The sequence below is a fragment of the Acinetobacter sp. BY419 genome (assembly GCF_019038395.1).
Lineage (GTDB): Bacteria > Pseudomonadota > Gammaproteobacteria > Pseudomonadales > Moraxellaceae > Acinetobacter.
On the sequence record NZ_JAGFXZ010000025.1, the window covers coordinates 1 to 25,175 of the forward strand.

The window sequence follows — 25,175 nt, forward strand, 5'->3', positions numbered from 1 at the left end:
AGTCAACCAGTAATGCAGACTATTTTTAAACTTTCCTGCTAAAACCCAATCTCAACACTTCGTGCTAAGTTGCTGTTTTATCAGAAGTTTTAATCTTCATCACCGCCGATGGATGTGCATTCTACAGTATTTCAGAGGGCTTGCAACACTTCTTGCAAAAGTTTTTTATCGTGTGTTTATTTTATAAACCGACAAAAACATAAACAATTGTTTTTTATAAAAAAATTATTTTAATTATTTTTTATTTTTATGTACCTGAGATAAAAAATACCACTAAAACAACCATAAAACATTGTTTTAATTAAATTTATTTAAAAAAAGTATTGATCACATTATTCTTATTGCTTAAGGTGTATTCAATTCTTGTATTATTCTTCACCAAGCTGGCGTTTATATACACGAAATTTATTTTATTTGGTCTTCTGTCCACAGATAGACGGTCTATTTAAATGGGATTAAATAAATTCCAAAGTGAAAAATTAAAAAGCCACTGCTCTTAGCAATGGCTTTTTTAAAATAGTGGACAACAATTAGAATTTCATACTGATTCTTGCCCAGTAATTCCGTCCGATATTATTAAATTGCTCATTAGCAGCAAATCCAAAACCGGAACTGCCCATCTTGTTTAAATGCTCGGCATAGGTGCGATCCAGTACGTTATCGACACCCACAGAAAGATCCATGCTGTCGTTCACATGATATGTACCATTTAAAGATAGAGTACCAAAACCTGCACTTTTCTTAAGATCATAACCAACAATATTTCCTTCACGCTCACTAATCCGGTTTTGGCCATCCACCAAACGCCAGTAAGCACCCAAAGTATAGTTATCCTGGATATAACGTAAATTCACCCGAGTCTCTAAAGGTGAAATCTGTGGCAACGGCGTATTATCAGTGGTATTTTCACCCCAGGCATACATCGCACTCACCTCAGCTTGAATCGCATCAGTAAACTGATACCCGATTCCGACTTCTGCTCCTGCTATTGTCGCATCTACATTTCGGCTATGTGCCTCTAGCATTCCCATATTGCCTGTTGGCAAGTAAGTCGTGAGGATGTAATCATTGATCACGCCAGCATATGCAGATGCCCATGAACTGAAATTACCATGTTCATGCTGGTACCCAATATCAAGCTGTAAAGTTTTTTCAGTATCTATGCTCTTAAAGGTATTTGGATTACCATTGCCTGATTTTGGGCTAAACAGCTCCCAGTAATCCGGCATACGTTCGACATAACCAAGCCCAATATAGGTCTTGCCATCATCATGATCTGGATGATGATTTTCAAAACGCAAAAAAGCGCTTGGTAAAGTTTCTTTACGCTCCTGGTTTGACTCGACTGCTTCTACTTTGACCTGATCCAGACGCAGCCCAGAAACCAGCTTATTATTATCACTAACCTGATAACTCAGCTCACCAAAACCACCAATCGACTGGAATTCCATATCTTTAGTACGGGGCTTATCTTGATATGGTGTCATCAGATTTCCGTTACGTTTGGTATGTTGATTATTCTGGCTATCGACACCGGTAATCAGCTGTAGCCTATCCCATTCATTGGTCATTGCCATACGAGCATTCAATGTTTTACGCGCCACATTGGTGGCCATAGGCATACTCATCATACCGCCTGGCTTGAATTCGCGCAGACTATAGTTATCCATGACATGGTCATTAAAATTGTAGTTCACCTGCGCTTCAATTTTCTTGATCACATCGGCAACATTTCTCTTTTCAACACGCAAACCCAGACTTTCACGGGCAAACTTGGAACCATCCATTGCACGGCCGGCATACACAGCTTCACCATCTGCCTTGCCCCCGGTCAGCTCTACCCAGGTATCTGCATCCGGCGTCCATCCCAAAGCCAGATCCGCATTCCAGCGCTCCCAATCTGAAGGCACAGTCGTACCATCACCATCTTGATAGCTATTCGATACCGAACGGTTGGTATTCAGCCGGATATATTTCTGCGCATCACCTGCTGCGACTTCGACATTATGATCAAGACGTCCAAAGGAACCCATCAAGACACTGGCCTGACCGCGATAGTGATGATCTGCATCAAACTGTTCCGGAGTACGTTCGAAAATAACCGTTGCAGCAGAGCCGGTATTGGCATACTGAACCGTTTGCGGGCCTTTAATTACCGAGATCTGATCATAACTTTCCGGTGAAATATAAGAGGTTGTCGAATCCATCCGGCTTGGACAGGCACCCAGGTTTTCCGTGCCATCGGTCAGGATTTTAATCCTTGAACCAAACATACCGCGGAAGGTTACATCCCCATTGGTTCCAGCCCCACTATTGACTGAACTAAAACCCACAATACTTTGCAGATAATCAGCACCATCACTAGCAGGAATGGGTTGGATCGGCTGTTTAGGATCTGCGCGGACAATCAGTCCGTTGGCATCATTGCCTGCTGCCGAGGTCACAACAATCGGGGCCAACGTCTGTACCGGGATAGCATCACTGGCCATCACCACCGAAGAATAACAAGCAACACAAATCGCAGCCGCAAGAGGCTGTAAAAAAAATTGAGGCTGAGCCATTTTTATCTCACTAAATACAAAAACTAAGCACGGCTTGAGTCAATCAAGACCCAAACTGAAAAATGCAGATTTATGCAGATAGTGGTGGCGCTCGCCCCTGAGGAATTAAGAAAAGTTGCTGTAGAACAAACCAGACATGCTTGAAGGTTTTTTGATAAGCAATTAAACGTACATGAATCCGATCAAGTACCTGCTTGATGTCCAGGTCAGGTGGCAACACCAGATTTGCGTAGACAGTACAGTACTGACACTGATGATTGGCATCATGATGGTCATGTGAAGTATGCATCGCCTGTACAGACGGCGTGGCATGTTCGGCAGCACTATGATGATGGGCGTGGGTATCTGTGCTTATAAAAAGTGCACGCGTGATGGTTTCACAGACCGGCGCAACCTGATATTGCAGCGGTAACAAAGGCTGTAAAAATACAGCAATCTGTAGAAACACAGCTGCACATGCCAGTAGCAGCCCACCTCGTAACAACACAGATCAACCCTAAAATGTGCTCGCGCCCAGTATAACAAAGCCCAATCACAATTGGGCTTTGTTAATCATGAAAATGGACTAAAGAAGTAGATCCTAGCGTTTAATCGCAACTTTTTCTTTATTACGCTGGCGTACCAGCTTTTCAACTTTTTCACGTGCACGTTGACGTTTCAAAGGCGATAAATAATCGACAAACAATTTACCATTTAAGTGATCCATTTCATGTTGGATGCACACAGCGAGAAGTCCGTCAGCCTCTAGCTCAAATGCTTGACCTTCCAGATTAATTGCGTGAATTTTTACACGTGACGGACGATCAACTTTATCGTATATTTGAGGAACTGATAGACAGCCTTCTTCGTAGGGCTGCGTTTCTTCAGTCAATGGTGTGATTTTGGGGTTAATAAACACCATCGGTTGATCTTTATTTTCAGACAGATCCATAACAATCAGCTGAATATGACGATCCACCTGAGTCGCGGCAAGTCCGATACCTGGTGCTTCATACATGGTTTCAAACATATCTGCAGCGAGCTGACGAATTTCATCAGTCACTTCTTCGACAGGTTGTGCAATGGTACGAAGACGGGGATCCGGGAAACTTAAAATAGGTAATAAGGCCATACTGCGTCCTCAATTATGCCATTGATCAAAAAACCAAATGAAGGGAATGCTTCATCAAAAAAATGTGTGTAAGATCGTTATTATAACGCAACTACGCACATAATTTTAGGAATTATGATAATGAAAAAGGTTTTGAAAGGCATGCCATTTTTTAGTGCCTTGGGGTTTAAAAATCAGATGCTGGCACTTGCCGTCTGTGTTGGCGTCAGTATGGGGACCATTCATTCTGCCGAAGCAGCACCTGCACGCAACGTCAATCCACCAGCATTGAAAGCCAATGCACCGAACGTTTATGTGGTGAAAAAAGGTGATACGCTTTGGGATATCTCAAAACGCTTCCTGAAAAATCCGGTGCGCTGGCCAGAAATCTGGGCCAGCAACAAGCACGTGAAAAATCCGCACTGGATTTTCCCGGGCGACCGCCTGTTAATGTGTGATTACCAGGGCCGTCCGATTATTGGTAAAGATGAAGGTGATGGTTGTGAAGGTATTATCAGCCGCTATCTGGGCAGCACCTCTTTGCAACCTCAGATTCGGGTTGAATCTTTAAACAATACCATTCCAGTGATTCCATTAGAACATATCAAGCAATGGCTAGAACGCTATACCTTGATGGCACCTGGTTCAGTTCAAGGCACCCCGTACATTCTTGGAACTGCAGATCAGCGAGTACTGGCAGGCAAAGGCCAAAAAGTGTATGTACGTGGTAACGGTCTGGTCGTGGGTCAACGCTATGCCGTTTATCGTGAAGCTGAACCTTATGTATTTACGGATGCGAATGGCAAGAAATATACTGCTGCACTCGAGCTGCAACAGGTGGCATCTGGTATTGCAGTACGTAGCGAAGGTGATGTGACCACACTTGAACTGACTGACAGTTACAATGCAGAAGTGCGTCGTGGTGACCGCGTATTAGCTGAATACGACCCGATGTTACCGACTCTGTTCTATCCAACCAATGCAGAAAATATTGTGTCTGGTGGTCAGATTGTGCGTGTACTGGGGTCGATTGGTACAGCAGCACGTCATAGTGTAGTTACCATTGACCGTGGTACGACACATGGAGTTCAGACGGGTCATGTCTTTAGTGTAAACCAGAAAGGTGAAGTAGTGACTGATCCGAAGACTAAAGAACGTGTGCAATTACCAGGTGAGCGTATTGGTCAGGTGATGGTCTTTAAAGCCTTCGATCAATTAAGCTATGCCTATGTGCTGGAAAGTGAATTACCCATCAAGATTGGTGCAGGGATTCAACCACCCCTTTTAGATGAATAAAATATTTGTCTAAGTAAAAAACTCAATAATAAGAAGACACCCATATTATAGGTCTCAATATGCTGAACCCGTTATCACGCGCGCAACTGGAAACAATTACGTTATGGTATCTGGTTCAGCATTCTCTTTCGAGTTTCCATAAAATCAGTCAACACTATGCCGAACTGGAGAATGCCATTCAGCCGGACCAAGTACCCGTCTGGCAGGCGCTCGGCATTCATGCCAATCATGTGCAGCGCTTAAAAGAGTTACATCTACCGGAAGCACAACAGAAATTTCAGCGTTGTCTGCAGCAGATCCAGCAGGATAGCGATTTTATTTTGTTGCACAGCGACCCGCATTATCCGCAGCAGTTACATCCTTATGCAGATAAACCACCGATCATTTTTGGTCAGGGTAAACCCGATACCCTGCTTCAGGCACAGATTGCGATTGTGGGTAGTCGCAAGCCCAGCCCGCATGGCCGGCAAGTGGCCTATGATTTTGCTTTTTATTTAAGTGAACAGGGTTTTTATATCAATAGCGGTCTGGCCCATGGCATTGATGAAGCTGCGCATCGGGCTGCTCTACAGCATCAAGGGACTATTGCGGTGATGGCCACTGGTCTGGATCAAACTTACCCGTCACAACACCAGTCACTGCGCCAGCAAATTATTGAGCATGACGGTGCTGTTATCAGTGAATTTTTGCCAGATACGCTTCCTTTGCAACACCATTTTCCACGACGTAACCGAATAGTCAGCGGTTTAAGCCTAGGCGTCATTGTGGCAGAAGCTGCGTTAAAAAGTGGTTCCCTCATTACCGCCAAACTGGCGGCTGAGCAAGGCAAAACTGTTTTTGCCATTCCGGGACATATTTACAGCGACCATCATCAGGGCTGCCATCAACTGATTCGTGAAGGCGCGATCCTGATTGACCACCCGCAGCAGGTGATAGAAGAACTGGCACTGGCCACACAGTGGCAAGCTTTGGAAAACACCACCAGACGAGAAATTGCTGAAACAGAATCGCCGCAGATTCCACCGCATCTGCTCAGTCTTTATAATCAGCTGGACTGGGTGGGACAGAGCCTGGATCAGTTGGGTACGCAGTTGCAACAGGAGGTGTCTGCTCTGACCAGCCAACTGATGGAACTCGAATTACTCGGGTTTTGTACCCAGCAGGCCGGTCTGTATCTACGTTGTCGTATTCTTAAATAAGGTTCACAATAGCGCTTTGTTGTTTGATATAAGGTATTCACATGATCACTACCTCTGTTGCCGAAGCAGCAGCATGGCTTAAAGACGGACAAGTCTTGGCATATCCCACAGAGGCTGTTTGGGGCTTGGGTTGCGACCCGTATAATGAACAGGCATTTCATCAGATTTTAGAATTGAAGCAGCGTCCGATTGAAAAAGGCGTGATTCTGCTGGCAGCGCATCTTTCACAGGTAGAACATCTGTTGCAGGATTTGACCGAAGAAATACGTGAAAAAGTGATTGCATCCTGGAGCAATGACAGACCCGCTGAACGCGCCACTACCTGGCTACTTCCCGCCCATAAAGAAATTCCTGACTGGATTAAAGGTCAACATCCCAAAGTGGCTGTCCGGGTAACGAATCACCCACTCTGCGTGGCATTGTGTCAGGCTTTTGGGGGTTTTATTGTTTCAACCAGTGCCAATCCTGCCGGTATGGAACCTGCCCGTTCACTTCAGGAAGCAATCCGCTATTTTGATCAAAAGCTGAATTATCTGAATGGCGATCTTGGTTTAAGCCAGCAACCGAGCCGGATTATTGATGCGGTAAGTGGTGCAGTTATTCGTGACTGAGTCCTGTCAAATTTAGCCGGAACACTCAAGCCCGACTAAAGTTTTAAGACAAAAAAAAGCTCAGCCATATAGGGATGGTTGAGCATAAAAAGGATGTGCATAAATCACATCCAGAGGGTTCAGAAAATCTCTGGGAGTCTGATAAAACAAGGATTATTTTGCTTGATCATTCTCGATGGGCGCATTATGAAAGAAACCGGGTATAACAACAAGTACAATAAAACAATCGAATAATACATATTAACTATTAACAACCAACAACTTTTAACCACTATTCAAAATATCTTGCTCATTCCATTCTGTTTTTAAAATAAAGCGATAATTTTCTATTTATTTTCTCAGTTGAAAATTCATATTTAACAGGTGATTTCTATTAAAAATACCCGTTCGACTGATCAATATTTAAACAATTAAGGTTTTTAAAAACTGATTTACTCTCTTATTACCTGGCTTCTCCCGGGGTATTGCGCCCATAAAACGCCCAGTAAAATGATACCGCCACCAATACTGTGATACATGGTCCAGGCTTCGCCCAGCCATAAATACGCCACCACTGCGGTAAAGACCGGCATCAGGTTCATAAAAATACTGCTGCGGTTGGGACCCAGTTGCTGTACCGCCATCATCCAGAACAAGGGTGCGGCAATAGAAGGAAAAATGCCCGCATAAATAATACTGGCCGCATTATCGCTATTGATGCTGTCCAGACCTAAATAAAGTACCAAAGGAATATGATAAAGAAAGGCTATAAAAATCTGGACATACAGACTCAGTAAGAGTGGAATCTGAATCTGCCATTTTTTCAGCAATACGCCATAGCAGGCATAGAAAAATACCGCAATTAACATCAGCAGATCGCCGATATAGCTTTCACCCACACTTAAAAACTGCAAGCCCTGTCCTTGTGCCATGACATACATCAGGCCTAGAAAAGACAATATACTGCCCAGCACCGCAGCTTGGGTGGGACGAATTTTTAAAATGAAAATTCCGACAATAATGGTAAAAATAGGAATAAAGGCATTGATCAGGCCCATATTAGTCGCAGTGGTATAGTGTGCTGAGCTGTAGGCCAACCCCTGATACAGCACCATTCCCAACGCACTTAAAATGGCAAAATGCCCGAGGTGTGGCCGGATCTGCGGCCAGGCGGCTTTGACTCGGGGCAGCATGAATGGGGTTAAAATCAATAATGCCAAGGCCCAGCGGTAAAAACTGATACTGATGGGAGAAATATAATCTGCCACATAACGGGTGACCGTCATATTCAGAGACCAAATCAAAACCGCTGCCAGTGGCAAAGCCATTGCCCACCAGACTACCTTTTGTTGCTGTGTCATACCTTCATCCATGAGTCGCTGGTCTTGTTATTCAGCTGTGCCTATTCGCGCATTCTAGCATAATAGATTTTTCACATAATATTGAGGCAATTTACAGCTTTAAGTAAATGCGCTCACCTGTTACTACTTGTACTGCAACCGAATACCCGTTAAAACAAATACCGATTCAGTCGCAATAAACAGGAAATCTAATGACTCGCTCTGTATATGACATTCCGGTCAAAACCATTCAAGGCAATGACATCACACTGAACCAATATCAAGGCAAAGTTTTGCTCATTGTAAATACTGCATCAAAGTGTGGTCTTACCCCACAATATGAAGGTTTGGAAAAACTGTATAAGGAAAAGAAAGACCAAGGACTTGAGATTTTAGGTTTTCCGGCTAACAATTTCTTGGCTCAGGAACCGGGTTCTGACGAAGAAATTCAGGAATTCTGTTCACTCAATTACCAAGTGGATTTTCCGCTATTTTCTAAAATTTCGGTTGCCGGTGAAGATAAGCACCCGCTTTATCAAACCTTGACTCAAGCCATACCAGAACGTATTGGTGAAGGTCCGTGGTGGAAAGATCTGGTTGATTATGGTTTAACCCCAAATCCTAAACCTGAAGTGCTGTGGAACTTTGAAAAATTCCTAGTGAATAAAGAGGGTGAAGTGGTGGCGCGTTTCGCACCGGACATTACTGCAGATGATGCACGCATTGTTGATGCCGTGAATGCAGAACTTGCCAAATAATCCATAAAAGTCATATAAGCATCTACACATAATGTAGATGCTTACTTTTTCAAATTAAAAACATTAATTTAAATTAATGAAAATCTACCTTCCCTACTTCATATTTCATCCTTTATTTTAATTATTCAACAACACTTCATCCGCGATTTATCAATTACTTAGCAATATAGTGAACGCATAAACCAACCGCCATGAACACAAGGTGAAGTATGAATACTCTAGTCAAAGCAATTGTTTTATCATTCTCTACTGCTTTAGTTGCTGCACCTGCAATGGCTGCCCCACAAGATCATAATCCACAACAACATCACCAGCAACATGGCCACCAACCTGTTCAAAATCACCATAAAGCACCTGTTCAGCAACACCATAATGCTTTACATAAAAAAGCGGTTAATCCTTCGCATGATTGGAGAGTAGGGCAAAAAGTACCAAGTCAATACTATGGTCAAAGCTACAAAGTGGATCACAAAAAATTTAAAAAATTGAGTAAACCTGGTAAAAATCAGCAATGGATCAAAGTGAATGGTGATTATATTTTAACCAATGCCATGAATCATAACATTATCAAAATCATTGCTGGCTAATCCCAACAATCTCGGTGAAAAAAGAGTACTTCGGTGCTCTTTTTTAATACCTGAAAATAAATTTGTTATCGCTTTGCAACAATCATTTTTTTCTACATATTTCACCCTTATATTAGGCAGAATTAAAGTAAAGATATGAATTGGTTATGAAAAAATTCATCCAAAATGTGGTTTCTCCTTTTGTGATGTTTAGTGCGGGCATTTTGTTGATTGGTTGCGAGCAAGCCAACTCTCCTGATTCAACGGAAGACCAAACTTCACAATCAAGCGAAGTATCTGCACAGGTTTCAGAATCAGCAAAAGATTCAACAGAAACATCTAAGGCTGAACTGAAAAGCGGCAACATGTTTTATATCGTGCGTGACGTTGCAGACATGCAGCTGAAAGCTGGCGATTATGTGGAACAGCTCAAGCAGACTCAAACTGATTTAGAAACTGCAATCAATGATAAAGACCAACAGCAGCTACAAACCACTGCCAAAACCCTGAAACAACAACTGACCGGGTTTAATCAGGCACTGACTGGCCTAAACTTAAAAAGCCAGGAAATTGACCAGATTCGTAACAATATTATGACTGCGAACCAGCAAGCTCTGGCTTCTCCCCTCTTGAACGGTCAGGTGGATTTCAGCCAAGTAGACTTAAAAAAGATTGAATCTCAGATGGTTAATGTTCAAGCCGAAATGGTCAAACTGGCAGGCTTGTTAATCCAGAATCCCGAGCAGGAACAAGGTTAAAAATCATTACATCCCTTTGATTAAAAAAACCAATCTAGCAAGAAGCAGATTGGTTTTTTTATTGCACCGCAATAAGGAATTAAAGTCGCATATCGATCACGATCCGGCCATCAATTTTCCCCTGCTCCATACGCTGGAAAATATCATTGATATTTTCTAGTGGCTCAACATTAATATGTGCCTTGACCTTGCCCCGGGCAGCAATATCCAATGCTTCCTTGAGATCCAGGCGTGTACCCACTATCGAACCGCGCACGGTAATGCCGTCAAGTACCATGTCAAAAATCGACAAGTCAAACGTGCCTGGCGGTAAACCATTTAATACCATAGTGCCCCCCCGACGCACGATCGAGACTGCCTGTTCAAAAGCTTTGGGAGAGACTGCAGTCACCAACACCCCATGACAACCTTCTCCGGTGGCTTTCATCACTTCTTCTTTCACATCAGATTTCAGTGCATTCACAGCTACATCAGCACCCAGATTTTTTGCCAGTTCCAGTTTTGAGTCATCTATATCTATGGCAATGACATTAAATCCCATGGTTTTGGCATATTGAACAGCGATATGACCTAAACCGCCAATGCCAGAAATTGCCATCCAGTCTCCTGCTTTGGCATCGGCCATTTTCAGACCTTTATAGACTGTGACGCCTGCACAGAGAATAGGTGCAATTTCAAGCAAGTCTACCCCCTCCGGGATCACTCCTACATAATCCCCATCGGCCAGACAATATTCAGCAAAGCTGCCATTGACCGAATACCCTGAGTTTTGCTGCTTTCTACACAGTGTTTCCCAGCCAGCATAACAATATTCACAATGGCCACAAGCCGAATACAGCCATGGAATACCGACAATATCTCCTATTTTTAAATGGTCAATGCCTTCACCTATTTCAATCACTTCTCCTACTCCCTCATGCCCGGGAATAAAAGGTAAGCTCGGTTGCACAGGCCAGTCGCCATGCATGGCATGCAGATCGGTATGACAAACACCAGTAGCAATGATCTTGACCAGGACTTTGCCCGGGCTAACTTGAGGGATGTTGAGTTCTTGGATTTCTAAGGGTTGGTTAAATGCAGTTACGACCGCTGCTTTCATTGTTGTTGGCATCTTAATTCTCTCTTCTATTATTATAATTTCAGATTATTTTTGAATAATTTCCTTAACTATAAACAATAGAAAAACCGCAACAATAATAGAATTGTATTTCTCCTCCATCTTTTACAAATTCTTAAAATTCTCTTGACTGTTATTTTTAAATTATGCTCGACTAGCTCCAAATAAATATTTGGATTTGCACATAAATATAAGAATAATAAGGCTTTAATCGAATTCACTCTATTAGCAGATACAATATTTTCATTAAAATCAGTTAGCTCCAGATTTTAGCCTGCATTTTCTTAAATCTGTATCTTTATAATGAGGCGCTATTAATCAAATCAGAATGATTTTAATCAATATTAATTTAAAAAAGCCACTTCAACAGTGACTTTCTAATTGGATATTGGGCTTATTTTTTCGGGCTTTTGACGACCACCAGTTTCTTTTGTACAAACTCTTTAAATCCATCAATTGAGAGTTCATGTCCATAACCGGAATTTTTAATTCCGCCAAAGGGCAACTCTGGCGTGCTATCGGTAAACCAGTTAATCCAGATCATGCCGGTTTCCACTCGTGACGCCAGTTTTTTAGCACGCTCAATATCTTGCGCATGAATCACGCCACCTAAGCCATAATTAGAATCATTGGCGATTTCGACAATTTCATCATCATTCTTCGCTACATAGATTTGCGCCACCGGGCCAAAGAATTCTTCATACCAGGCCTCATTATCTCGGCTGATATTTTCCAAAATGGTCGGTTCAAAGAAATTGCCTTGATGTTCTACAGCTTTGCCGCCGGTGACCACAGTCGCCCCTTGCGCTACCGCTTTTTCCACCTGTCCGGTCAATTTCTGCAACGCATCTTTTGAAGAAAGTGGCCCTAACATTGTTTCAGGATCAAGCGGATCACCCAGTTTCAATTGTTCAAAGGCTTTGAGCATACCGGCTTTGAATTGCTCGGCAATTTTTTCATGCAAAATAAATCGTTTTGCCGCCGTACAGACTTGGCCGGCATTATTGACCCGCGCCTGACAGCCCAACTTAATCGCACGTTCCAGATCTGCATCATCGAGTACGATGAACACATCATTACCACCCAGTTCCAGTGTAGATTTTTTAAGATGTTTCCCTGCCTGTTCAGCCACCACACTACCTGCACCTTCTGAACCAGTCAATGCCACACCACGCACACGCTTATCTGCGATTACATCTTTAACCTGATCGGAACTAATAAACAGATTGGTCCAGACACCTTTGGGTGCGCCAGCTTCTAATACCAGCTTTTCAAACGCTTCGGCACATTGCGGCACAATGCCCGCATGTTTTGCCAGAACCGGATTACCAATTGCACAGTTGGGGGCAAAAACCCGCATCAGCTGATAAAACGGGAAATTCCACGGTTCAACCGCCATGATAATACCCAGTGGATGATGCTCCACCCAGGCTTCACCGAGATCGGTTTCATAAGAGGCTGGCGCTAAAAATTCTTTGGCATGATCGGCATAATATTCTGCAATTTTGGCGCAGGTTTCGATTTCACCTTCACTCTGCTTAATCAGTTTGCCCATATCTTGAGTCATGAGCTTGGCCAGTTCAGGCTTTTTCTCTCTTAAAAGCGTGGCCATGTTCTTTAATACGTCGACTCTTAAATCAGCCTGCTTTGACCATTCTGATTTTAAAATCTGTTCTGCACTATCGAGTGCTTTTTGAATATCTTGGTCGCTATGAGATGGATAATCTTTTAATTTTTGATTGGTAAATGGGTTAATTGATTGATACGCCATGATTTTCCCTTTCTTCAAATTATAAGTTTTGCTTGTTCTCGACCTGCTAACTTGGACTCAAACGAGCTTATATTTGTACGTATCATTTAACTTATCATTGATTTTTTTATGGCGTGCATCTGCTTACAGATTGGTTCAAAACATTACTGAGAGTGGGTAAACGTTATATCGAGTGGTACAAATTGTACGTTTTACAATAAATGCTAATAAAGCTAATGTTGCTGAAGTGAGCGCTCGAACAACCTATAAGAACTTTAAGTTCCAAATTTAGATGAAGGCTTTGATGAAATATTTAATATAAAGATTATAGGAAACAGAGCTTTTTTCTATTAATTCATTGTTTTAGAAAACTTTGAATGTAAAATTATCCTAATAGCTGTCAGATATACTTAGTAAAAATGAATACACCTCAAATCATTTATAATTTTTTAGATAAGGCCCAAAATATTAACAATAAACATCGTTCAATTAGTAGTTTCTTTGTTGAGGCATTTAATTTAAATAATATAAGCGATCATGAAATAAATAAATTACGAATACATTTATCAAATCATGTATATAAACTCTCAGATGTTATAGAAATAGATCAACCAGAACTTGATCATTCTTGGGCTAATGACGTTATCAAAATTCTAAATTTTCCTCTTTCAGAAAATATTGACCTATTTACACTAGACGTTAATTCATTATTTCCTCATGTTAAAAACTTTATAGGGTCACAAATTCGTCTTTGGAACATAATACATGGGAATCAAAAAAATTTAGATAAAGATCAAATGATTTCTATTAAACAAAAATCCGAAGCTTTGATAGAAGAATTTATTGTAAATAATGATTTGGCACCAAATGTAAGGGCATTTCTAATTAAGCAACTTCGTAAAATTATTGAAGCAATTGATCATTATCAAATTTATGGTAATGAGGGTTTAATCGAAATACTTGATGAATCAATTGGGCATGCTTTTACTAACAAGAATTACGAAGATTTTTTAAAAGATGCTCAAAGCACTATCTGGAAAGAATATTTATTAATTATTAGCACTGTCGTAACCACATCAGATAGCTTTGTTTCTTTGACAAATAATATTAAGAATTTTCTCCCATAAAAAAACCACCCTTTCGGGTGGTCTTTTCAATCTCGAACCGTCTCTTATTGAGCGCGGTTTTTGATTTTTCGGATCGTTTCCAGCTGTGCAGCAGTTTCTGCAAGAGCAGCCAATGCAGCAGCAGAATCCAAATCGCTCTTTTGATTGGCAAGCAAGCTTTCAGCGTGTTTACGCGCTTCAAGAATTGCAGCTTCATCTAAGTTGTCAGCACGGATTGCAGTATCTGCAAGAACCGTAACAACGTGCGGTTGAACTTCTAGAACACCACCAGATACATAGATCAACTCTTCTGTACCGTTTTCCAAAATAACGCGGATTGCGCCAGGTTGGAGCAAAGTTACCAGCGGAGCATGGCCAGGCATAATACCCAACTCACCGCCAGCACCTTTTGCAATTAGCATCGTTACAGTGCCTGAGTACAAAGACTCCTGAACACTTACAACATCACATTGCATAGTCGCCATGAGAATCTCCTAAATTAGAGTCGCTAATTAAAGTTTCTCGGCTTTAGCAATAACTTCGTCAATACCACCAACCATGTAGAACGCTTGTTCTGGGATATGATCGTATTCACCAGCGAGAAGACCTTTAAAGCCACGAATCGTTTCTTTAAGAGATACTAATTTACCAGGAGCACCAGTAAATACTTCAGCTACGTGGAACGGTTGAGAGAAGAAACGCTGGATTTTACGCGCACGGTAAACAACCAGTTTATCTTCTTCAGCAAGCTCGTCCATACCAAGAATTGCGATAATGTCTTTCAATTCTTTATAACGTTGAAGAACGTTTTGAACTGAACGAGCAATTTCGTAATGCTCAGCACCAACTACTAATGGATCAAGTTGGCGTGAAGTTGAGTCTAGTGGATCGATCGCTGGGTAAATACCAGATGATGCGATATCACGGCTCAATACAACAGTTGCGTCTAAGTGAGCAAACGTTGTCGCAGGCGATGGATCTGTTAAGTCATCGGCAGGTACGTATACCGCTTGGATAGACGTAATAGAACCAGACTTAGTCGATGTAATACGTTCTTGAAGAACACCCATCTCTTCTGCAAGTGTAGGCTGGTAACCTACTGCAGATGGCATACGGCCTAGAAGTGCTGATACTTCAGTACCCGCTAGTGTATAACGATAGATGTTATCTACGAACAATAGTACGTCACGGCCTTTACCGTTTTCGTCTTTCTCGTCACGGAAATATTCAGCCATGGTCAAACCAGTCAACGCTACGCGTAAACGGTTACCCGGTGGCTCGTTCATCTGACCGTAGACCATTGCTACTTTGTCTAGAACGTTAGAATCTTTCATTTCGTGATAGAAGTCATTACCTTCACGAGTACGCTCACCAACACCAGCAAACACAGATAAACCTGAGTGAGCTTTCGCGATGTTGTTGATCAATTCCATCATGTTTACAGTTTTACCAACACCGGCACCACCGAACAGACCAACTTTACCACCTTTCGCAAACGGGCATAGTAAGTCGATGACTTTAATACCAGTTTCCAAAAGATCAGTAGAAGCCGCTTGTTCAGCATAAGAAGGCGCTGCGCGGTGAATCGGTAAACGTGCTTCAGTCGCAACAGGACCAGCTTCGTCGATTGGGCGACCAAGAACGTCCATGATACGGCCTAGAGTCGCTGTACCTACAGGTACAGAAATCGGCGCACCAGTGTTAACTACGTTCAAACCACGCTTAAGGCCTTCAGTAGAACCCATTGCAATAGTACGAACTACGCCATCACCAAGCTGTTGCTGAACTTCTAAAGTAGTTTCAGTACCATCTACTTGGAGAGCGTCATAGATCTTAGGAACGCTATTGCGTTCAAACTCGACGTCGATAACCGCGCCGATGATCTGAATGATACGACCGCTATTCATTGCTGTCTCCTCAATTCAAAATATATGTTAAACGGCAGCGGCACCACCAACGATCTCAGAAATTTCCTGAGTAATCGCGGCTTGACGCAGCTTGTTATAAATAAGTTGTAGGCTCTTAATGATCTCGCCTGCGTTGTCTGTCGCTGCTTTCATAGCGACCATACGTGCAGACTGCTCACACGCGATGTTTTCAATCACGCCTTGATACACCACAGACTCGATATAGCGAACCAACAAACCATTTAAAAGCTCTTCAGCTTCAGGCTCGTAGATATAATCCCAACCGTATTGACGGTTAAGAGTCTTGTCTTCTTCAGCAGCAGCCAAAGGAACAAGTTGTTCGATCTTTTGATTTTGAGTCATGGCATTGACAAAGCCGTTTGACACCAGATAAATACGATCTAACTCGCCTTTATCATAAGCATCCAACATCACCTGTACAGAACCAGATAACTGCTCAAGACTTGGAGTATCGCCGACTTGCGTCGTTGCACCCAGTACTTTACCGCCGTAGTTTTTAAAAAACGAAACCGCTTTTTGACCAATTAAAGCAAATTGAACTTCAATTGACTGCTCTTGTTGCTGTTGAACGTGTTTAACCACTTTCTTGAACAGGTTAATGTTCAAACCACCAGCAAGGCCACGATCTGAAGAAACAATGATATAGCCAACGCGCTTTACAGGACGTTCAACCATATAACGGTGTTTGTATTCAGGATTCGCTTGGACCAAATGAGCAATTACACGGTGCATATTTTCGGCATACGGACGGCCTTGAGCCATGCGCTCTTGCGCACGACGCATCTTAGAAGCTGCTACCATTTGCATCGCTCGAGTAATCTTTTGCGTGCTCTTGATACTAGCTACTTTGGCGCGAATTTCTTTTAAATTTGCCATACGCTTAACCTAGTATTCGAAAGCCCTTGCGAGCTTCCGAAGGTTGATTCCGTGAACCAAACCGACACTAAATTCAACAGAGGTTGAAATTAGTAAGTTTGAGTCGCTTTAAAGCTTTCAATACCTGCTTTGATTGCAGCTTCGATGTCTTTGTTGTAATCACCAGAGGCATCGATTTGTTGCATTAACGCAGCATGTTCTGAACGGAAGTAAGAAATCAACGCAGCATCAAAGTCTACGATTTTCTTAACGTCTACGTCAGCCATGTAGCCTTCGTTAGATGCATAAACTGAAACAGCCTGGTCAGCAATTGAGTATGGAGCATATTGTTTTTGCTTCATTAACTCAGTTACACGTTGACCATGTTCAAGTTGCTTACGAGTTGCTTCGTCAAGGTCAGAAGCGAACTGAGCAAATGCTGCCAATTCACGGTATTGCGCCAAAGCAGTACGGATACCACCAGACAATTTCTTGATGATCTTGGTTTGCGCTGAACCACCAACACGAGATACAGAGATACCCGCGTTCACAGCAGGACGAATACCTGCGTTGAATAATGATGTTTCAAGGAAGATCTGACCATCAGTAATCGAAATTACGTTGGTTGGTACGAATGCAGATACGTCACCCGCTTGAGTTTCAATAATCGGCAATGCAGTTAATGAACCAGTTTGGCCTTTAACTTCACCGTTAGTGAATTTCTCAACGTAGGCAGCAGATACACGAGAAGCACGTTCAAGTAGACGTGAATGTAGATAGAACACGTCACCTGGATACGCTTCACGACCTGGTGGACGGCGTAAAAGCAATGAAATTTGACGATACGCAACAGCTTGCTTAGACAAGTCATCATAAATGATTAACGCGTCTTCACCACGGTCACGGTAGTATTCACCCATTGTACAGCCAGAGTACGGAGCCAAATACAGCATTGCTGCTGGATCAGATGCACCTGCTGCGACAACAGTGGTATACGCCATAGCGCCAGTTTCTTCCAGCTTGCGTACTACGTTAGCGATAGTCGATTGTTTTTGACCGATTGCTACGTATACACATTTAATGCCAGAGTTTTTCTGAGCGATGATCGCATCGATCGCCATTGCTGTTTTACCAGTTTGACGGTCACCAATGATCAACTCACGCTGACCACGGCCGACTGGGATCATTGTATCTACTGATTTATAACCAGTTTGTACAGGTTGATCCACTGATTGACGCCAAATTACGCCTGGTGCTACTTTTTCAACAGCATCAGTTAATTTAGCATCGATCGGGCCTTTACCATCAATCGGGCTACCCAAAGCATCTACTACACGGCCTAAAAGTTCTGGACCAACCGGAACTTCTAATACACGACCTGTGCAACGCGCTTTTTGACCTTCTTGAAGGTTCAAGTAGTTACCTAAAACAACGACGCCCACTGAATCCTGTTCTAGGTTCAGTGCCATACCGTAAAGGCCGCCGTCGAATTCGATCATTTCACCGTACATAGCGTCAGCTAAGCCGTGAATACGCACAATACCGTCGGAAACCATAACAATGGTTCCTTCGTTCTTAGCGGTTGCGCTGGTGTCCAGATCGCCGATACGCTGTTTAATGAGCGCACTGATCTCGGATGGATTCAGTTGTTGCATTGCGCTATACCTCAATCTTTTTAAAGTTCAGTCTTCTTATTTATTAAGCAAGAAGACGAGTACGCATTTTTTCAAGCTTATTAAGTGCAGAATCATCTATCACTTGGTCGCCTGCACGAATAACTACACCAGCAATAAGCTCTGGTTTCACTTCCACAGAAACATTCACTGCTGCGTTAAAGCGTTTTTTCAACGCATCTGCAAGCAATTGTTCTTGGACAGAAGTCAATGGGAATGCTGATTCAATCACAACATCCACAGTATTGTTATTCTGTGATTTGAGCTGTTCATATTCTGCAGCAATTTCAGGAAGAAGTTCCAAACGGTTGTTTTCAGCAAGCAATGCCAAGAAATTAGACACTGCTGCAGTTTGGTCTTCACCTAAAACTTTAGCAAAAAGAGACACCTGCTCAGCAGGTGTAAGCTCTGGGCGATTTAGATAAGCTGAAAATGCTTCGTCTTGCACCGCAGCACTGAGCAATTCAAGTGCAGTTGACCAAGAGTCAGTTGCACCCTGCTCAGAAGCGTAAGCAAATGCTGCTTTTGCGTAAGGGCGTGCCAACGTCAAGAGTTCAGCCATAATCCGCCTCTCTTAAAGTTTAGCAGCCAGCTGAATCAGCATGGCATTGTGAGCTTCTGCATCAACTTGCTGGCTAAGAATTTTCTCAGCACCAGTCACTGCAAGAGCAGCCACTTGTTGACGTAATTCTTCGCGAGCAGAATTGATTTCGGTATCAACAGCTTCTTTAGCCTGTTGACGAATACGCTCACCTTCAGCAGCTGCCTGAGTACGCGCTTCTTCGATCAATTGTGCACCACGACGGTTCGCTTGTTCAATCAATTGAGCCGCTTGTGCTTTTGCCGCATCTAACTCAGCTTTCACTTGTGCTTGCGCATCTGCAAGGTCAGCCTTCGCTTTTTCAGCAGCATTTAAGCCATCAGCGATACGACGCTGACGTTCACTAATCGCATTGATTAGTGGTGGCCATACAAACTTCATACAGAATGCGACAAAAATCGCAAATGCAATCGCTTGGCCAAACAATGTGAGGTTGATATTCATTGCAAATTCCTCAAATAATGAATTTCGGAATTAAGCTGATTAACCTACAAATGGATTAGCGAAGATGAAGAACAAGCCAATACCAACACCGATCATAGGCACAGCATCAAGAAGACCCGCGATTAAGAACATACGAGTTTGAAGTTGTGGAGCTAATTCTGGTTGACGAGCTACAGCTTCAAGGAAACGGCCGCCTAGAAGACCAAAACCAATCGCAGTACCTAAAGCACCGAAAGCGATCAAGATAGCAGATGCAATTGCAACTAGACCTAAAGTGAGTTCCATGATAATTCCTCAGAGGTTAGGTTTATACCAAATTTAAGTTAAAAAATTGTGTGCCCAACCATCCGTATGACAGTCAGGCAATACCATTAATGCTTTTCGCTTGCCATACTCATGTACACAATCGTCAACATCATGAAAATGAATGCTTGTAGCGTAATAATCAAAATGTGGAAAATCGCCCAAGGCACAGACAACGCCCACTGGATCCAGAACGGTAATAACGCGATAAGAATGAAGATTAACTCACCCGCATACATGTTACCGAACAGTCGTAGAGCCAATGAAACCGGTCGCGCCAAGAAAGTAGTCAATTCCAACAATAAGTTGAATGGAATCAAAAGCACTTTAGCAACTGGGTTACTTGGGTTAAATGGGTTAAGTGCTAACTCACCAACAAAGCCACCAATCCCTTTCTCACGAATACTATAGAAAATAATTAAGAAGAATACAGAAATAGACATACCTAGGGTAATGTTTGGATCTGTAGTCGGAACAATTTTAAAGTAAACCTGATGAGGGTCTACACCCAGCATAGAAGCAATCGCGTGTTGAGCTACATAAGGAATAAAGTCAACAGGGATTAAATCCATCAAGTTCATGAGGAAAATCCACACGAAAATGGTTAATGCCAAGGGTGCAATTAATCGAGACTTCCCGTGGAAGGTATCACGTACACTTGAATCCACAAACTCGATAATCATTTCAATCGCTGACTGGAACTTGGTAGGAACACCAGCATTAGCCGCTTTCGCAACCAACCAGAACAGCAAACAGAAAATCAGACCAAGTCCGATAGACCAACCCATTGAATCCAAGTGAATAGCAGTGAACCCCATCTGTTGAGCTTCAGCACCGCTCTCGGCCAATTTCCATGTACCGTCAGGCATCTTGCCATAAGTCATGTTGGTCAAGTGATGCTTGATATACTCGGTCGAAGTAAGGGCATGTTCTTCAGCAGCCATAAATCACACCTGGTCAATGTCAAAAAACTAATAGAACAAACGAATATCGCGTGCTGCTTGATATCTCGCCTGCTCCTGAAAAACTTTTCAATTTCTTGTTGCGCTTATACTCATTTTTGTAGACGTGACGCCCAAAACGGAGCGACCCACGACATGGCTTGAACAAGTATAAAACCACAAAACAACGCCACCGCTGACAACGGCTCGACATTGCTAAAAATTAAAATGAAACTAACAATCACGATAGCAAACTTTCCCATCAAGCCTTTATACATGTTCGAAAGAACTTGTTTAGACGCGCGGGCTCCTGCTGCTCGAAACGATTGCCACGAAAAATAACAAGTCGCGAGCCAACATACAAATGCACCTAATGCTGCACTCAAGGCTGCGGTTGAGTCTTTCACGACCCAGCCGATCAAGGCTGAAACAGGGATCATACAAGCTTGCAGGAGGACCAAAGCTTTCGCTAATCGTCGGTCAATCAAGCGACTAGTTCGGCTCATTATTTATTCACTCACAGCAATCATGCTTGACAAGTTTAACAGGTGATTATTTTTAATCGCAGGCATTATAGAGTTACACCCCTAAACATGCAATCTTTTCCCTACCTTAGTCGTGTTTTTTTAAATCGGCCCATTGCTGTTTAACTAATCAAAATCTGTCTATTTTTTAAATCATTAGCGTGCATTTAACACGCATTTCTGGGTTTGGGCTGCTAATTGCTGCCAGGCTTGCACAAAGTCCCCTGCCCCGCTCATGCTTTCATCGACATGCTGGAATACTACCGGATTAAGTTTACGGTACTGATTTTTACTGGCATGACCTTCGGCCAACAGACACATTTTGCGCTGTGGACGATGATCCTGTAAAAACTTGATTTGGGCCACAGTGGGCGAGACATGCGGATCATCTGTTAGCGCTCCCATGAACTTTAAATTTAATGGGCGTTCCAGATACTGGTAGGCATCGTGATAAGACCAGTAAGGCTTAGCTTTATTAGTGGTGGAACTATAACGCTGGGCCGTAGCAAACATGTTTTGTGCGAAGTCACGGGCATTTTTCCAGTACAGCTCACGATTCTCTGGTAACTGTTGCGAACGCAGCGCCGCAATAAAGAAGCCAATACGCACTGCATTATTCGGATCGAGCCAGACATGCGTGTCTACCGTATTTTTTAAGGCCTCGCCACGCGGATTACGCATCGGCAGAGTGGTCAAGATACCTGATTCTAAAATAGCGATGCCTTTATTACTCTCATTCAGCACTTTGGCCAGTGGGGCTTCATGTGCCTGACCCAGCCAGATCACCAGTCCTGCATCCTGAATGATTTTACGATGCGCCGGGGTCAGACTCACATCGTGACCACTTTGATTGGCCAGTAATAATGTCGGCTGTTCCACGCCCTGCGTAATTTTCTTGGCAATCAGATAGATCGGCTGAGTAGAAACCACCAGACTTTGTGACCAACTGAGTGTGCTGAACAACGCCAGCAGACTTATTGCAAGGAGACGGAACATGAGCAGAAATCACTTAAGAACGATAAAATCAGGAAGTGTTATAATATAACAAAAATACAAAAATACCTATGCCCAATCGAAACTCAGAACGCTTCATGTTAAGATTTGAAATCTATTAATTTTCAGTTTCGCACTTGAGGTGAACTATGGGTTCCTGTTCGCACGAACACCACAACGCATTGCACGGCGTGCACGACCATCCGAATGTCGCACAACGTCTTGCTGAAGCGGAAAGTCTTTGTGCAGCAAGCGGCGCACGCCTTACGCCTTTGCGTAAAGAAGTGCTGGAACTCATTCTGAATGCGAATGGCCCAATGGGTGCCTATGATTTGCTGGCAAAAATGAAAAATGCCAGTGATCGTCCTGCGGCACCACCAACGGTATATCGGACTCTGGATTTTTTACTAAGCAAAGGTCTGATTCATCGCCTGACTTCGATCAATGCCTATATTCCCTGCTGTCATCCACGCGAGGGTCATCAGGCGGCTTTTTTAATCTGTACCGAATGTAAAGCAGTCAAAGAAGCCTCGGCTCAGAGCCTCCTTGATCAACTTGATGCATTGTCAAGTTCGGACGACTTCACTGCACATCACAGCATTATCGAAATTTCAGGAATCTGTCAGCAGTGCCGCAACAAAGCTTAAGTGCCTCTCCCCTGATTCAGCTCTCCAAGATCTGGGTCAACATCGATGAGCGCGACATCTTAAAAGCCATTGATTTCTCGCTACAGGAGAAAGAAATTGTCACGCTGATTGGCCCCAACGGCGCAGGTAAATCCACCCTTATAAAAGTCATGCTCGGTATTTTGAAACCACAATCAGGTGAAATCAAAACTGCGCGCAAACTCAAATTCTCTTATGTGCCACAGAAGTTCAATCCGTCGCATAGCTTACCGCTACGGGTAAAAGATTTATTAGCACTGGAAAAATGTCCGTCCAAGATTAAAACTGAAATTATTCGTGATACCGGAATTAGCAAACTGCAGGACTCCAAGGTTCAGCAATTGTCTGGCGGCGAACGTCAGCGGGTACTACTGGCCCGTGCATTGTTACGCCAGCCGGACATTCTGGTTCTCGATGAACCGATGCAAGGTCTGGATATTCAATCCGAAGCTGAACTATATGAATATGTACGCAACTTGCCGGAAAAATATGGCTGTGCCGTACTGATGGTTTCACATGATCTGCAATGGGTAATGCAAGGTACGACCCGAGTCGTGTGTCTGAACAAACATATCTGTTGTAGTGGCCTGCCGGAAAGTGTGCAGCAGCATCCAGAATATCAGGCGATATTTGGCACTAACCGGGTGTTTTATCAGCATCATCATGATCATTGTGCGCATGGTGATTCTGCTACACCCTGCCAGCATGATTCACGCCCCCATATTCACCCCGAGCCGGAAGCTTAAACCATGATGGATTGGTTACAACTCCTTTTACCTGCATGGATCATGGGTACGCTATTGGTATTTCTGACGGCACCGCTGGGCTGTCTCATGCTCTGGCGGCGTATGTCATTTTTTGCCGACACCATGGCACACGGTACTTTACTTGGTGTGGCCATTGCAGGCGCCTTAAGTTTACCGCTGTGGATGGGCGTCACCTTTATTGCTTTATTATTGGTGGGAATTTTATGGGTACTGCACGACCCGCGCTTACCCAATGATGCCTTGCTTGCGCTATGTTCAGCGACCCTGCTCTGCTCAGGATTGTTATTTATTCAGCATTTACCAAGTTTAAGACCTGAACTGCTCAGCTATTTATTTGGTGATTTACTCACGATTTCCTGGACCGACTTACCGACTTTCACCATTGTGATTATTCTGGCTTTAGCCGTCCTGTATAAGAGCTGGCAGGCGCAGATTCAAATCGCAATTGATCCGGATATGGCAGTCAGTGAAGGTGTAAATGCCAAATGGCAGCGCCTGATCTTCATGTTGTTATTGGCACTATTTACCGTGCTTGCCCTGAAAGCAGTGGGTTCACTATTAATGGGAGCCTTACTGGTGATCCCGGCCTTGACGGCACGACTGCTGGCACACTCCCCAAAACAGATGGTGATCTGGGCTTTTGTGATTGCACAAATTGGCGTAACTGTCGGCTTGTGGTCAAGTGCAGGCCTCAATACGTCAACTGGCTTAACTATTGTGCTGACCATGGCAGTTTTATTTGCCGTGATATTTATCCTACAGAAATTTAAGAAATTGAGTTAAGTCATGACGAGTGAACGATACTTTATCAGTGCCTGTTTACTCGGTCAAAAAGTTCGATACGATGGCAGGGATTGCGTAGTCAAAGAACTACTGGAAAATTTAATTCCAAATCAATATATCAGTCTCTGTCCTGAAGTATCAGGCGGACTGTCTATTCCTCGCCTACCCGCTGAAATTCAAGATGGTTCAGGTTCAGAGGTACTTCTAAAAAAAGCATTGGTCATCAATATACTCGAAAACGATGTTTCTGAACCTTTTATACAAGGTGCATATCAAGCTTTAAAAGTTGCTCAAGACTTTCAAGCAACGCACGCCATTTTAAAAGTCAAAAGCCCCTCGTGTGGCAGTGGCTTAATTTATGATGGCTCATTTTTAGGACATCAAATTCAGGGTGATGGTGTTACCGCTGTATTATTTAAACAACATGGCATTATTGTGATGACGGAAGATGAATTCTTAAAGACTATTTTTTAATTTATAAAATCGAAATTCGGGATTAAACAGTCCAATTAAAAATAAAATGCTAAAAGCAATCCAAAAGAATCATGATGACCTGATCTTTCGTCC

The 25,175-nt window shown here is 43.0% G+C and carries 27 protein-coding genes; 11 read left to right on the top strand and 16 right to left on the bottom strand.

The features are described 5' to 3' along the window. Positions 1-530: 530 nt before the first annotated feature. The 3 genes from KUG37_RS10470 to def all read right to left on the bottom strand — a co-directional run bounded on the left by KUG37_RS10470 (position 531) and on the right by def (position 3,672). The gene (locus KUG37_RS10470) at positions 531-2,561 is read right to left on the bottom strand and encodes a TonB-dependent copper receptor (protein WP_216940419.1); all 2,031 of its coding nucleotides are present in this window, start codon (positions 2,559-2,561) and stop codon (positions 531-533) included. Between the two features lie 70 nt (positions 2,562-2,631). After that, on the bottom strand, positions 2,632-3,048 hold the full coding sequence (locus tag KUG37_RS10475) for a DUF2946 family protein (RefSeq protein WP_216935994.1): 417 nt from the start codon (positions 3,046-3,048) through the stop codon (positions 2,632-2,634). A gap of 93 nt (positions 3,049-3,141) precedes the next feature. Then, positions 3,142-3,672, bottom strand: a complete 531-nt coding sequence (def, locus tag KUG37_RS10480; RefSeq protein ID WP_216935992.1) for a peptide deformylase — start codon at positions 3,670-3,672, stop codon at positions 3,142-3,144. Positions 3,673-3,792: 120 nt separating this feature from the next. Here def and KUG37_RS10485 point away from each other — a divergent pair, with 120 nt between their 5' ends. The 3 genes from KUG37_RS10485 to KUG37_RS10495 are packed head-to-tail and all read left to right on the top strand — an operon-like array spanning position 3,793 to position 6,757. Then, positions 3,793-4,947: a LysM peptidoglycan-binding domain-containing protein gene (locus KUG37_RS10485; protein WP_216935990.1), complete on the top strand. Its 1,155-nt coding sequence runs from the start codon at positions 3,793-3,795 to the stop codon at positions 4,945-4,947. A 59-nt stretch (positions 4,948-5,006) separates the two neighbouring features. Further along, positions 5,007-6,146 (top strand): DNA-processing protein DprA, encoded by a 1,140-nt coding sequence (gene dprA, locus KUG37_RS10490; RefSeq protein ID WP_216935988.1) that lies wholly within the window; start codon positions 5,007-5,009, stop codon positions 6,144-6,146. Positions 6,147-6,187: 41 nt separating this feature from the next. Continuing rightward, positions 6,188-6,757 carry an L-threonylcarbamoyladenylate synthase gene (locus KUG37_RS10495; RefSeq protein WP_216940421.1) on the top strand — a complete coding sequence of 190 codons (570 nt, stop codon included), beginning with the start codon at positions 6,188-6,190 and terminating at the stop codon, positions 6,755-6,757. A gap of 431 nt (positions 6,758-7,188) precedes the next feature. Here KUG37_RS10495 and KUG37_RS10500 read toward each other — a convergent pair whose 3' ends face one another. Then, positions 7,189-8,097, bottom strand: coding sequence for a DMT family transporter (locus tag KUG37_RS10500; RefSeq protein ID WP_216935983.1), 909 nt, complete (start codon positions 8,095-8,097; stop codon positions 7,189-7,191). A gap of 191 nt (positions 8,098-8,288) precedes the next feature. Between KUG37_RS10500 and KUG37_RS10505 the strand changes: the two genes are divergently transcribed. From KUG37_RS10505 to KUG37_RS10515, 3 genes are all read left to right on the top strand, one after another. Next, positions 8,289-8,834, top strand: a complete 546-nt coding sequence (locus tag KUG37_RS10505) for a glutathione peroxidase (protein WP_216935981.1) — start codon at positions 8,289-8,291, stop codon at positions 8,832-8,834. A gap of 209 nt (positions 8,835-9,043) precedes the next feature. After that, the gene (locus KUG37_RS10510; RefSeq protein WP_216935979.1) at positions 9,044-9,421 is read left to right on the top strand and encodes an RcnB family protein; all 378 of its coding nucleotides are present in this window, start codon (positions 9,044-9,046) and stop codon (positions 9,419-9,421) included. Between the two features lie 146 nt (positions 9,422-9,567). Continuing rightward, positions 9,568-10,158, top strand: coding sequence for a hypothetical protein (locus KUG37_RS10515; protein ID WP_216935977.1), 591 nt, complete (start codon positions 9,568-9,570; stop codon positions 10,156-10,158). Positions 10,159-10,237: 79 nt separating this feature from the next. Here the strand turns inward: KUG37_RS10515 and adhP are convergent, their stop codons facing one another. Then, positions 10,238-11,269, bottom strand: coding sequence for an alcohol dehydrogenase AdhP (adhP, locus tag KUG37_RS10520; protein ID WP_216935975.1), 1,032 nt, complete (start codon positions 11,267-11,269; stop codon positions 10,238-10,240). 400 nt (positions 11,270-11,669) lie between these two features. Continuing rightward, the gene (locus KUG37_RS10525; protein WP_216935973.1) at positions 11,670-13,046 is read right to left on the bottom strand and encodes an NAD-dependent succinate-semialdehyde dehydrogenase; all 1,377 of its coding nucleotides are present in this window, start codon (positions 13,044-13,046) and stop codon (positions 11,670-11,672) included. Between the two features lie 398 nt (positions 13,047-13,444). Between KUG37_RS10525 and KUG37_RS10530 the strand changes: the two genes are divergently transcribed. Continuing rightward, entirely contained in the window at positions 13,445-14,152 is a 708-nt protein-coding gene (locus tag KUG37_RS10530) for a hypothetical protein (protein ID WP_216935971.1), read from the top strand. Between the two features lie 44 nt (positions 14,153-14,196). Here KUG37_RS10530 and KUG37_RS10535 read toward each other — a convergent pair whose 3' ends face one another. The 10 genes from KUG37_RS10535 to KUG37_RS10580 all read right to left on the bottom strand — a co-directional run bounded on the left by KUG37_RS10535 (position 14,197) and on the right by KUG37_RS10580 (position 22,396). Then, the gene (locus KUG37_RS10535) at positions 14,197-14,616 is read right to left on the bottom strand and encodes a F0F1 ATP synthase subunit epsilon (RefSeq protein WP_216935969.1); all 420 of its coding nucleotides are present in this window, start codon (positions 14,614-14,616) and stop codon (positions 14,197-14,199) included. Positions 14,617-14,643: 27 nt separating this feature from the next. Beyond that, a complete protein-coding gene (gene atpD / locus KUG37_RS10540) occupies positions 14,644-16,038 on the bottom strand; it encodes a F0F1 ATP synthase subunit beta (protein ID WP_216935967.1) in 1,395 nt (464 codons plus the stop codon). Positions 16,039-16,065: 27 nt separating this feature from the next. After that, the gene (atpG, locus tag KUG37_RS10545) at positions 16,066-16,935 is read right to left on the bottom strand and encodes a F0F1 ATP synthase subunit gamma (protein ID WP_004280996.1); all 870 of its coding nucleotides are present in this window, start codon (positions 16,933-16,935) and stop codon (positions 16,066-16,068) included. An 89-nt stretch (positions 16,936-17,024) separates the two neighbouring features. Continuing rightward, positions 17,025-18,569 (bottom strand): F0F1 ATP synthase subunit alpha, encoded by a 1,545-nt coding sequence (atpA, locus tag KUG37_RS10550; protein WP_216935965.1) that lies wholly within the window; start codon positions 18,567-18,569, stop codon positions 17,025-17,027. A 43-nt stretch (positions 18,570-18,612) separates the two neighbouring features. After that, positions 18,613-19,149 (bottom strand): F0F1 ATP synthase subunit delta, encoded by a 537-nt coding sequence (locus KUG37_RS10555; RefSeq protein WP_216935963.1) that lies wholly within the window; start codon positions 19,147-19,149, stop codon positions 18,613-18,615. 12 nt (positions 19,150-19,161) lie between these two features. Continuing rightward, positions 19,162-19,632 carry a F0F1 ATP synthase subunit B gene (locus tag KUG37_RS10560; RefSeq protein ID WP_216935961.1) on the bottom strand — a complete coding sequence of 157 codons (471 nt, stop codon included), beginning with the start codon at positions 19,630-19,632 and terminating at the stop codon, positions 19,162-19,164. A gap of 39 nt (positions 19,633-19,671) precedes the next feature. Continuing rightward, positions 19,672-19,917 (bottom strand): F0F1 ATP synthase subunit C, encoded by a 246-nt coding sequence (gene atpE / locus KUG37_RS10565; RefSeq protein WP_000424060.1) that lies wholly within the window; start codon positions 19,915-19,917, stop codon positions 19,672-19,674. Positions 19,918-20,003: 86 nt separating this feature from the next. Continuing rightward, positions 20,004-20,879, bottom strand: coding sequence for a F0F1 ATP synthase subunit A (gene atpB / locus KUG37_RS10570; RefSeq protein ID WP_216935959.1), 876 nt, complete (start codon positions 20,877-20,879; stop codon positions 20,004-20,006). Positions 20,880-20,989: 110 nt separating this feature from the next. Then, positions 20,990-21,382, bottom strand: coding sequence for an ATP synthase subunit I (locus KUG37_RS10575; RefSeq protein ID WP_216935957.1), 393 nt, complete (start codon positions 21,380-21,382; stop codon positions 20,990-20,992). 174 nt (positions 21,383-21,556) lie between these two features. Next, positions 21,557-22,396: a metal ABC transporter solute-binding protein, Zn/Mn family gene (locus tag KUG37_RS10580; protein WP_216935955.1), complete on the bottom strand. Its 840-nt coding sequence runs from the start codon at positions 22,394-22,396 to the stop codon at positions 21,557-21,559. A gap of 146 nt (positions 22,397-22,542) precedes the next feature. On the opposite strand from KUG37_RS10580, the gene KUG37_RS10585 reads away from it, so the two are divergent. The 4 genes from KUG37_RS10585 to KUG37_RS10600 are packed head-to-tail and all read left to right on the top strand — an operon-like array spanning position 22,543 to position 25,082. Further along, entirely contained in the window at positions 22,543-23,040 is a 498-nt protein-coding gene (locus KUG37_RS10585) for a transcriptional repressor (protein WP_216935953.1), read from the top strand. Further along, positions 23,013-23,804: a metal ABC transporter ATP-binding protein gene (gene znuC / locus KUG37_RS10590; protein ID WP_216936001.1), complete on the top strand. Its 792-nt coding sequence runs from the start codon at positions 23,013-23,015 to the stop codon at positions 23,802-23,804. Before KUG37_RS10585 ends, znuC begins: the two co-directional genes overlap by 28 nt. Positions 23,805-23,807: 3 nt before the next feature. Continuing rightward, positions 23,808-24,608: a metal ABC transporter permease gene (locus tag KUG37_RS10595; protein WP_216935952.1), complete on the top strand. Its 801-nt coding sequence runs from the start codon at positions 23,808-23,810 to the stop codon at positions 24,606-24,608. A 3-nt stretch (positions 24,609-24,611) separates the two neighbouring features. After that, the gene (locus KUG37_RS10600) at positions 24,612-25,082 is read left to right on the top strand and encodes a DUF523 domain-containing protein (RefSeq protein WP_216935949.1); all 471 of its coding nucleotides are present in this window, start codon (positions 24,612-24,614) and stop codon (positions 25,080-25,082) included. Positions 25,083-25,175 lie beyond the last annotated feature (93 nt).

Coding starts and splice junctions, on each gene's coding strand:
- KUG37_RS10470 (WP_216940419.1), bottom strand. CDS start 2,561: ATGGCTCAGCCTCAATTTTTTTTACAGCCTCTTGCGGCTGCGATTTGT.
- def (WP_216935992.1), bottom strand. CDS start 3,672: ATGGCCTTATTACCTATTTTAAGTTTCCCGGATCCCCGTCTTCGTACC.
- KUG37_RS10485 (WP_216935990.1), top strand. CDS start 3,793: ATGAAAAAGGTTTTGAAAGGCATGCCATTTTTTAGTGCCTTGGGGTTT.
- dprA (WP_216935988.1), top strand. CDS start 5,007: ATGCTGAACCCGTTATCACGCGCGCAACTGGAAACAATTACGTTATGG.
- KUG37_RS10495 (WP_216940421.1), top strand. CDS start 6,188: ATGATCACTACCTCTGTTGCCGAAGCAGCAGCATGGCTTAAAGACGGA.
- KUG37_RS10500 (WP_216935983.1), bottom strand. CDS start 8,097: ATGACACAGCAACAAAAGGTAGTCTGGTGGGCAATGGCTTTGCCACTG.
- KUG37_RS10505 (WP_216935981.1), top strand. CDS start 8,289: ATGACTCGCTCTGTATATGACATTCCGGTCAAAACCATTCAAGGCAAT.
- KUG37_RS10510 (WP_216935979.1), top strand. CDS start 9,044: ATGAATACTCTAGTCAAAGCAATTGTTTTATCATTCTCTACTGCTTTA.
- KUG37_RS10515 (WP_216935977.1), top strand. CDS start 9,568: ATGAAAAAATTCATCCAAAATGTGGTTTCTCCTTTTGTGATGTTTAGT.
- adhP (WP_216935975.1), bottom strand. CDS start 11,269: ATGCCAACAACAATGAAAGCAGCGGTCGTAACTGCATTTAACCAACCC.
- KUG37_RS10525 (WP_216935973.1), bottom strand. CDS start 13,046: ATGGCGTATCAATCAATTAACCCATTTACCAATCAAAAATTAAAAGAT.
- KUG37_RS10530 (WP_216935971.1), top strand. CDS start 13,445: ATGAATACACCTCAAATCATTTATAATTTTTTAGATAAGGCCCAAAAT.
- KUG37_RS10535 (WP_216935969.1), bottom strand. CDS start 14,616: ATGGCGACTATGCAATGTGATGTTGTAAGTGTTCAGGAGTCTTTGTAC.
- atpD (WP_216935967.1), bottom strand. CDS start 16,038: ATGAATAGCGGTCGTATCATTCAGATCATCGGCGCGGTTATCGACGTC.
- atpG (WP_004280996.1), bottom strand. CDS start 16,935: ATGGCAAATTTAAAAGAAATTCGCGCCAAAGTAGCTAGTATCAAGAGC.
- atpA (WP_216935965.1), bottom strand. CDS start 18,569: ATGCAACAACTGAATCCATCCGAGATCAGTGCGCTCATTAAACAGCGT.
- KUG37_RS10555 (WP_216935963.1), bottom strand. CDS start 19,149: ATGGCTGAACTCTTGACGTTGGCACGCCCTTACGCAAAAGCAGCATTT.
- KUG37_RS10560 (WP_216935961.1), bottom strand. CDS start 19,632: ATGAATATCAACCTCACATTGTTTGGCCAAGCGATTGCATTTGCGATT.
- atpE (WP_000424060.1), bottom strand. CDS start 19,917: ATGGAACTCACTTTAGGTCTAGTTGCAATTGCATCTGCTATCTTGATC.
- atpB (WP_216935959.1), bottom strand. CDS start 20,879: ATGGCTGCTGAAGAACATGCCCTTACTTCGACCGAGTATATCAAGCAT.
- KUG37_RS10575 (WP_216935957.1), bottom strand. CDS start 21,382: ATGAGCCGAACTAGTCGCTTGATTGACCGACGATTAGCGAAAGCTTTG.
- KUG37_RS10580 (WP_216935955.1), bottom strand. CDS start 22,396: ATGTTCCGTCTCCTTGCAATAAGTCTGCTGGCGTTGTTCAGCACACTC.
- KUG37_RS10585 (WP_216935953.1), top strand. CDS start 22,543: ATGGGTTCCTGTTCGCACGAACACCACAACGCATTGCACGGCGTGCAC.
- KUG37_RS10595 (WP_216935952.1), top strand. CDS start 23,808: ATGATGGATTGGTTACAACTCCTTTTACCTGCATGGATCATGGGTACG.
- KUG37_RS10600 (WP_216935949.1), top strand. CDS start 24,612: ATGACGAGTGAACGATACTTTATCAGTGCCTGTTTACTCGGTCAAAAA.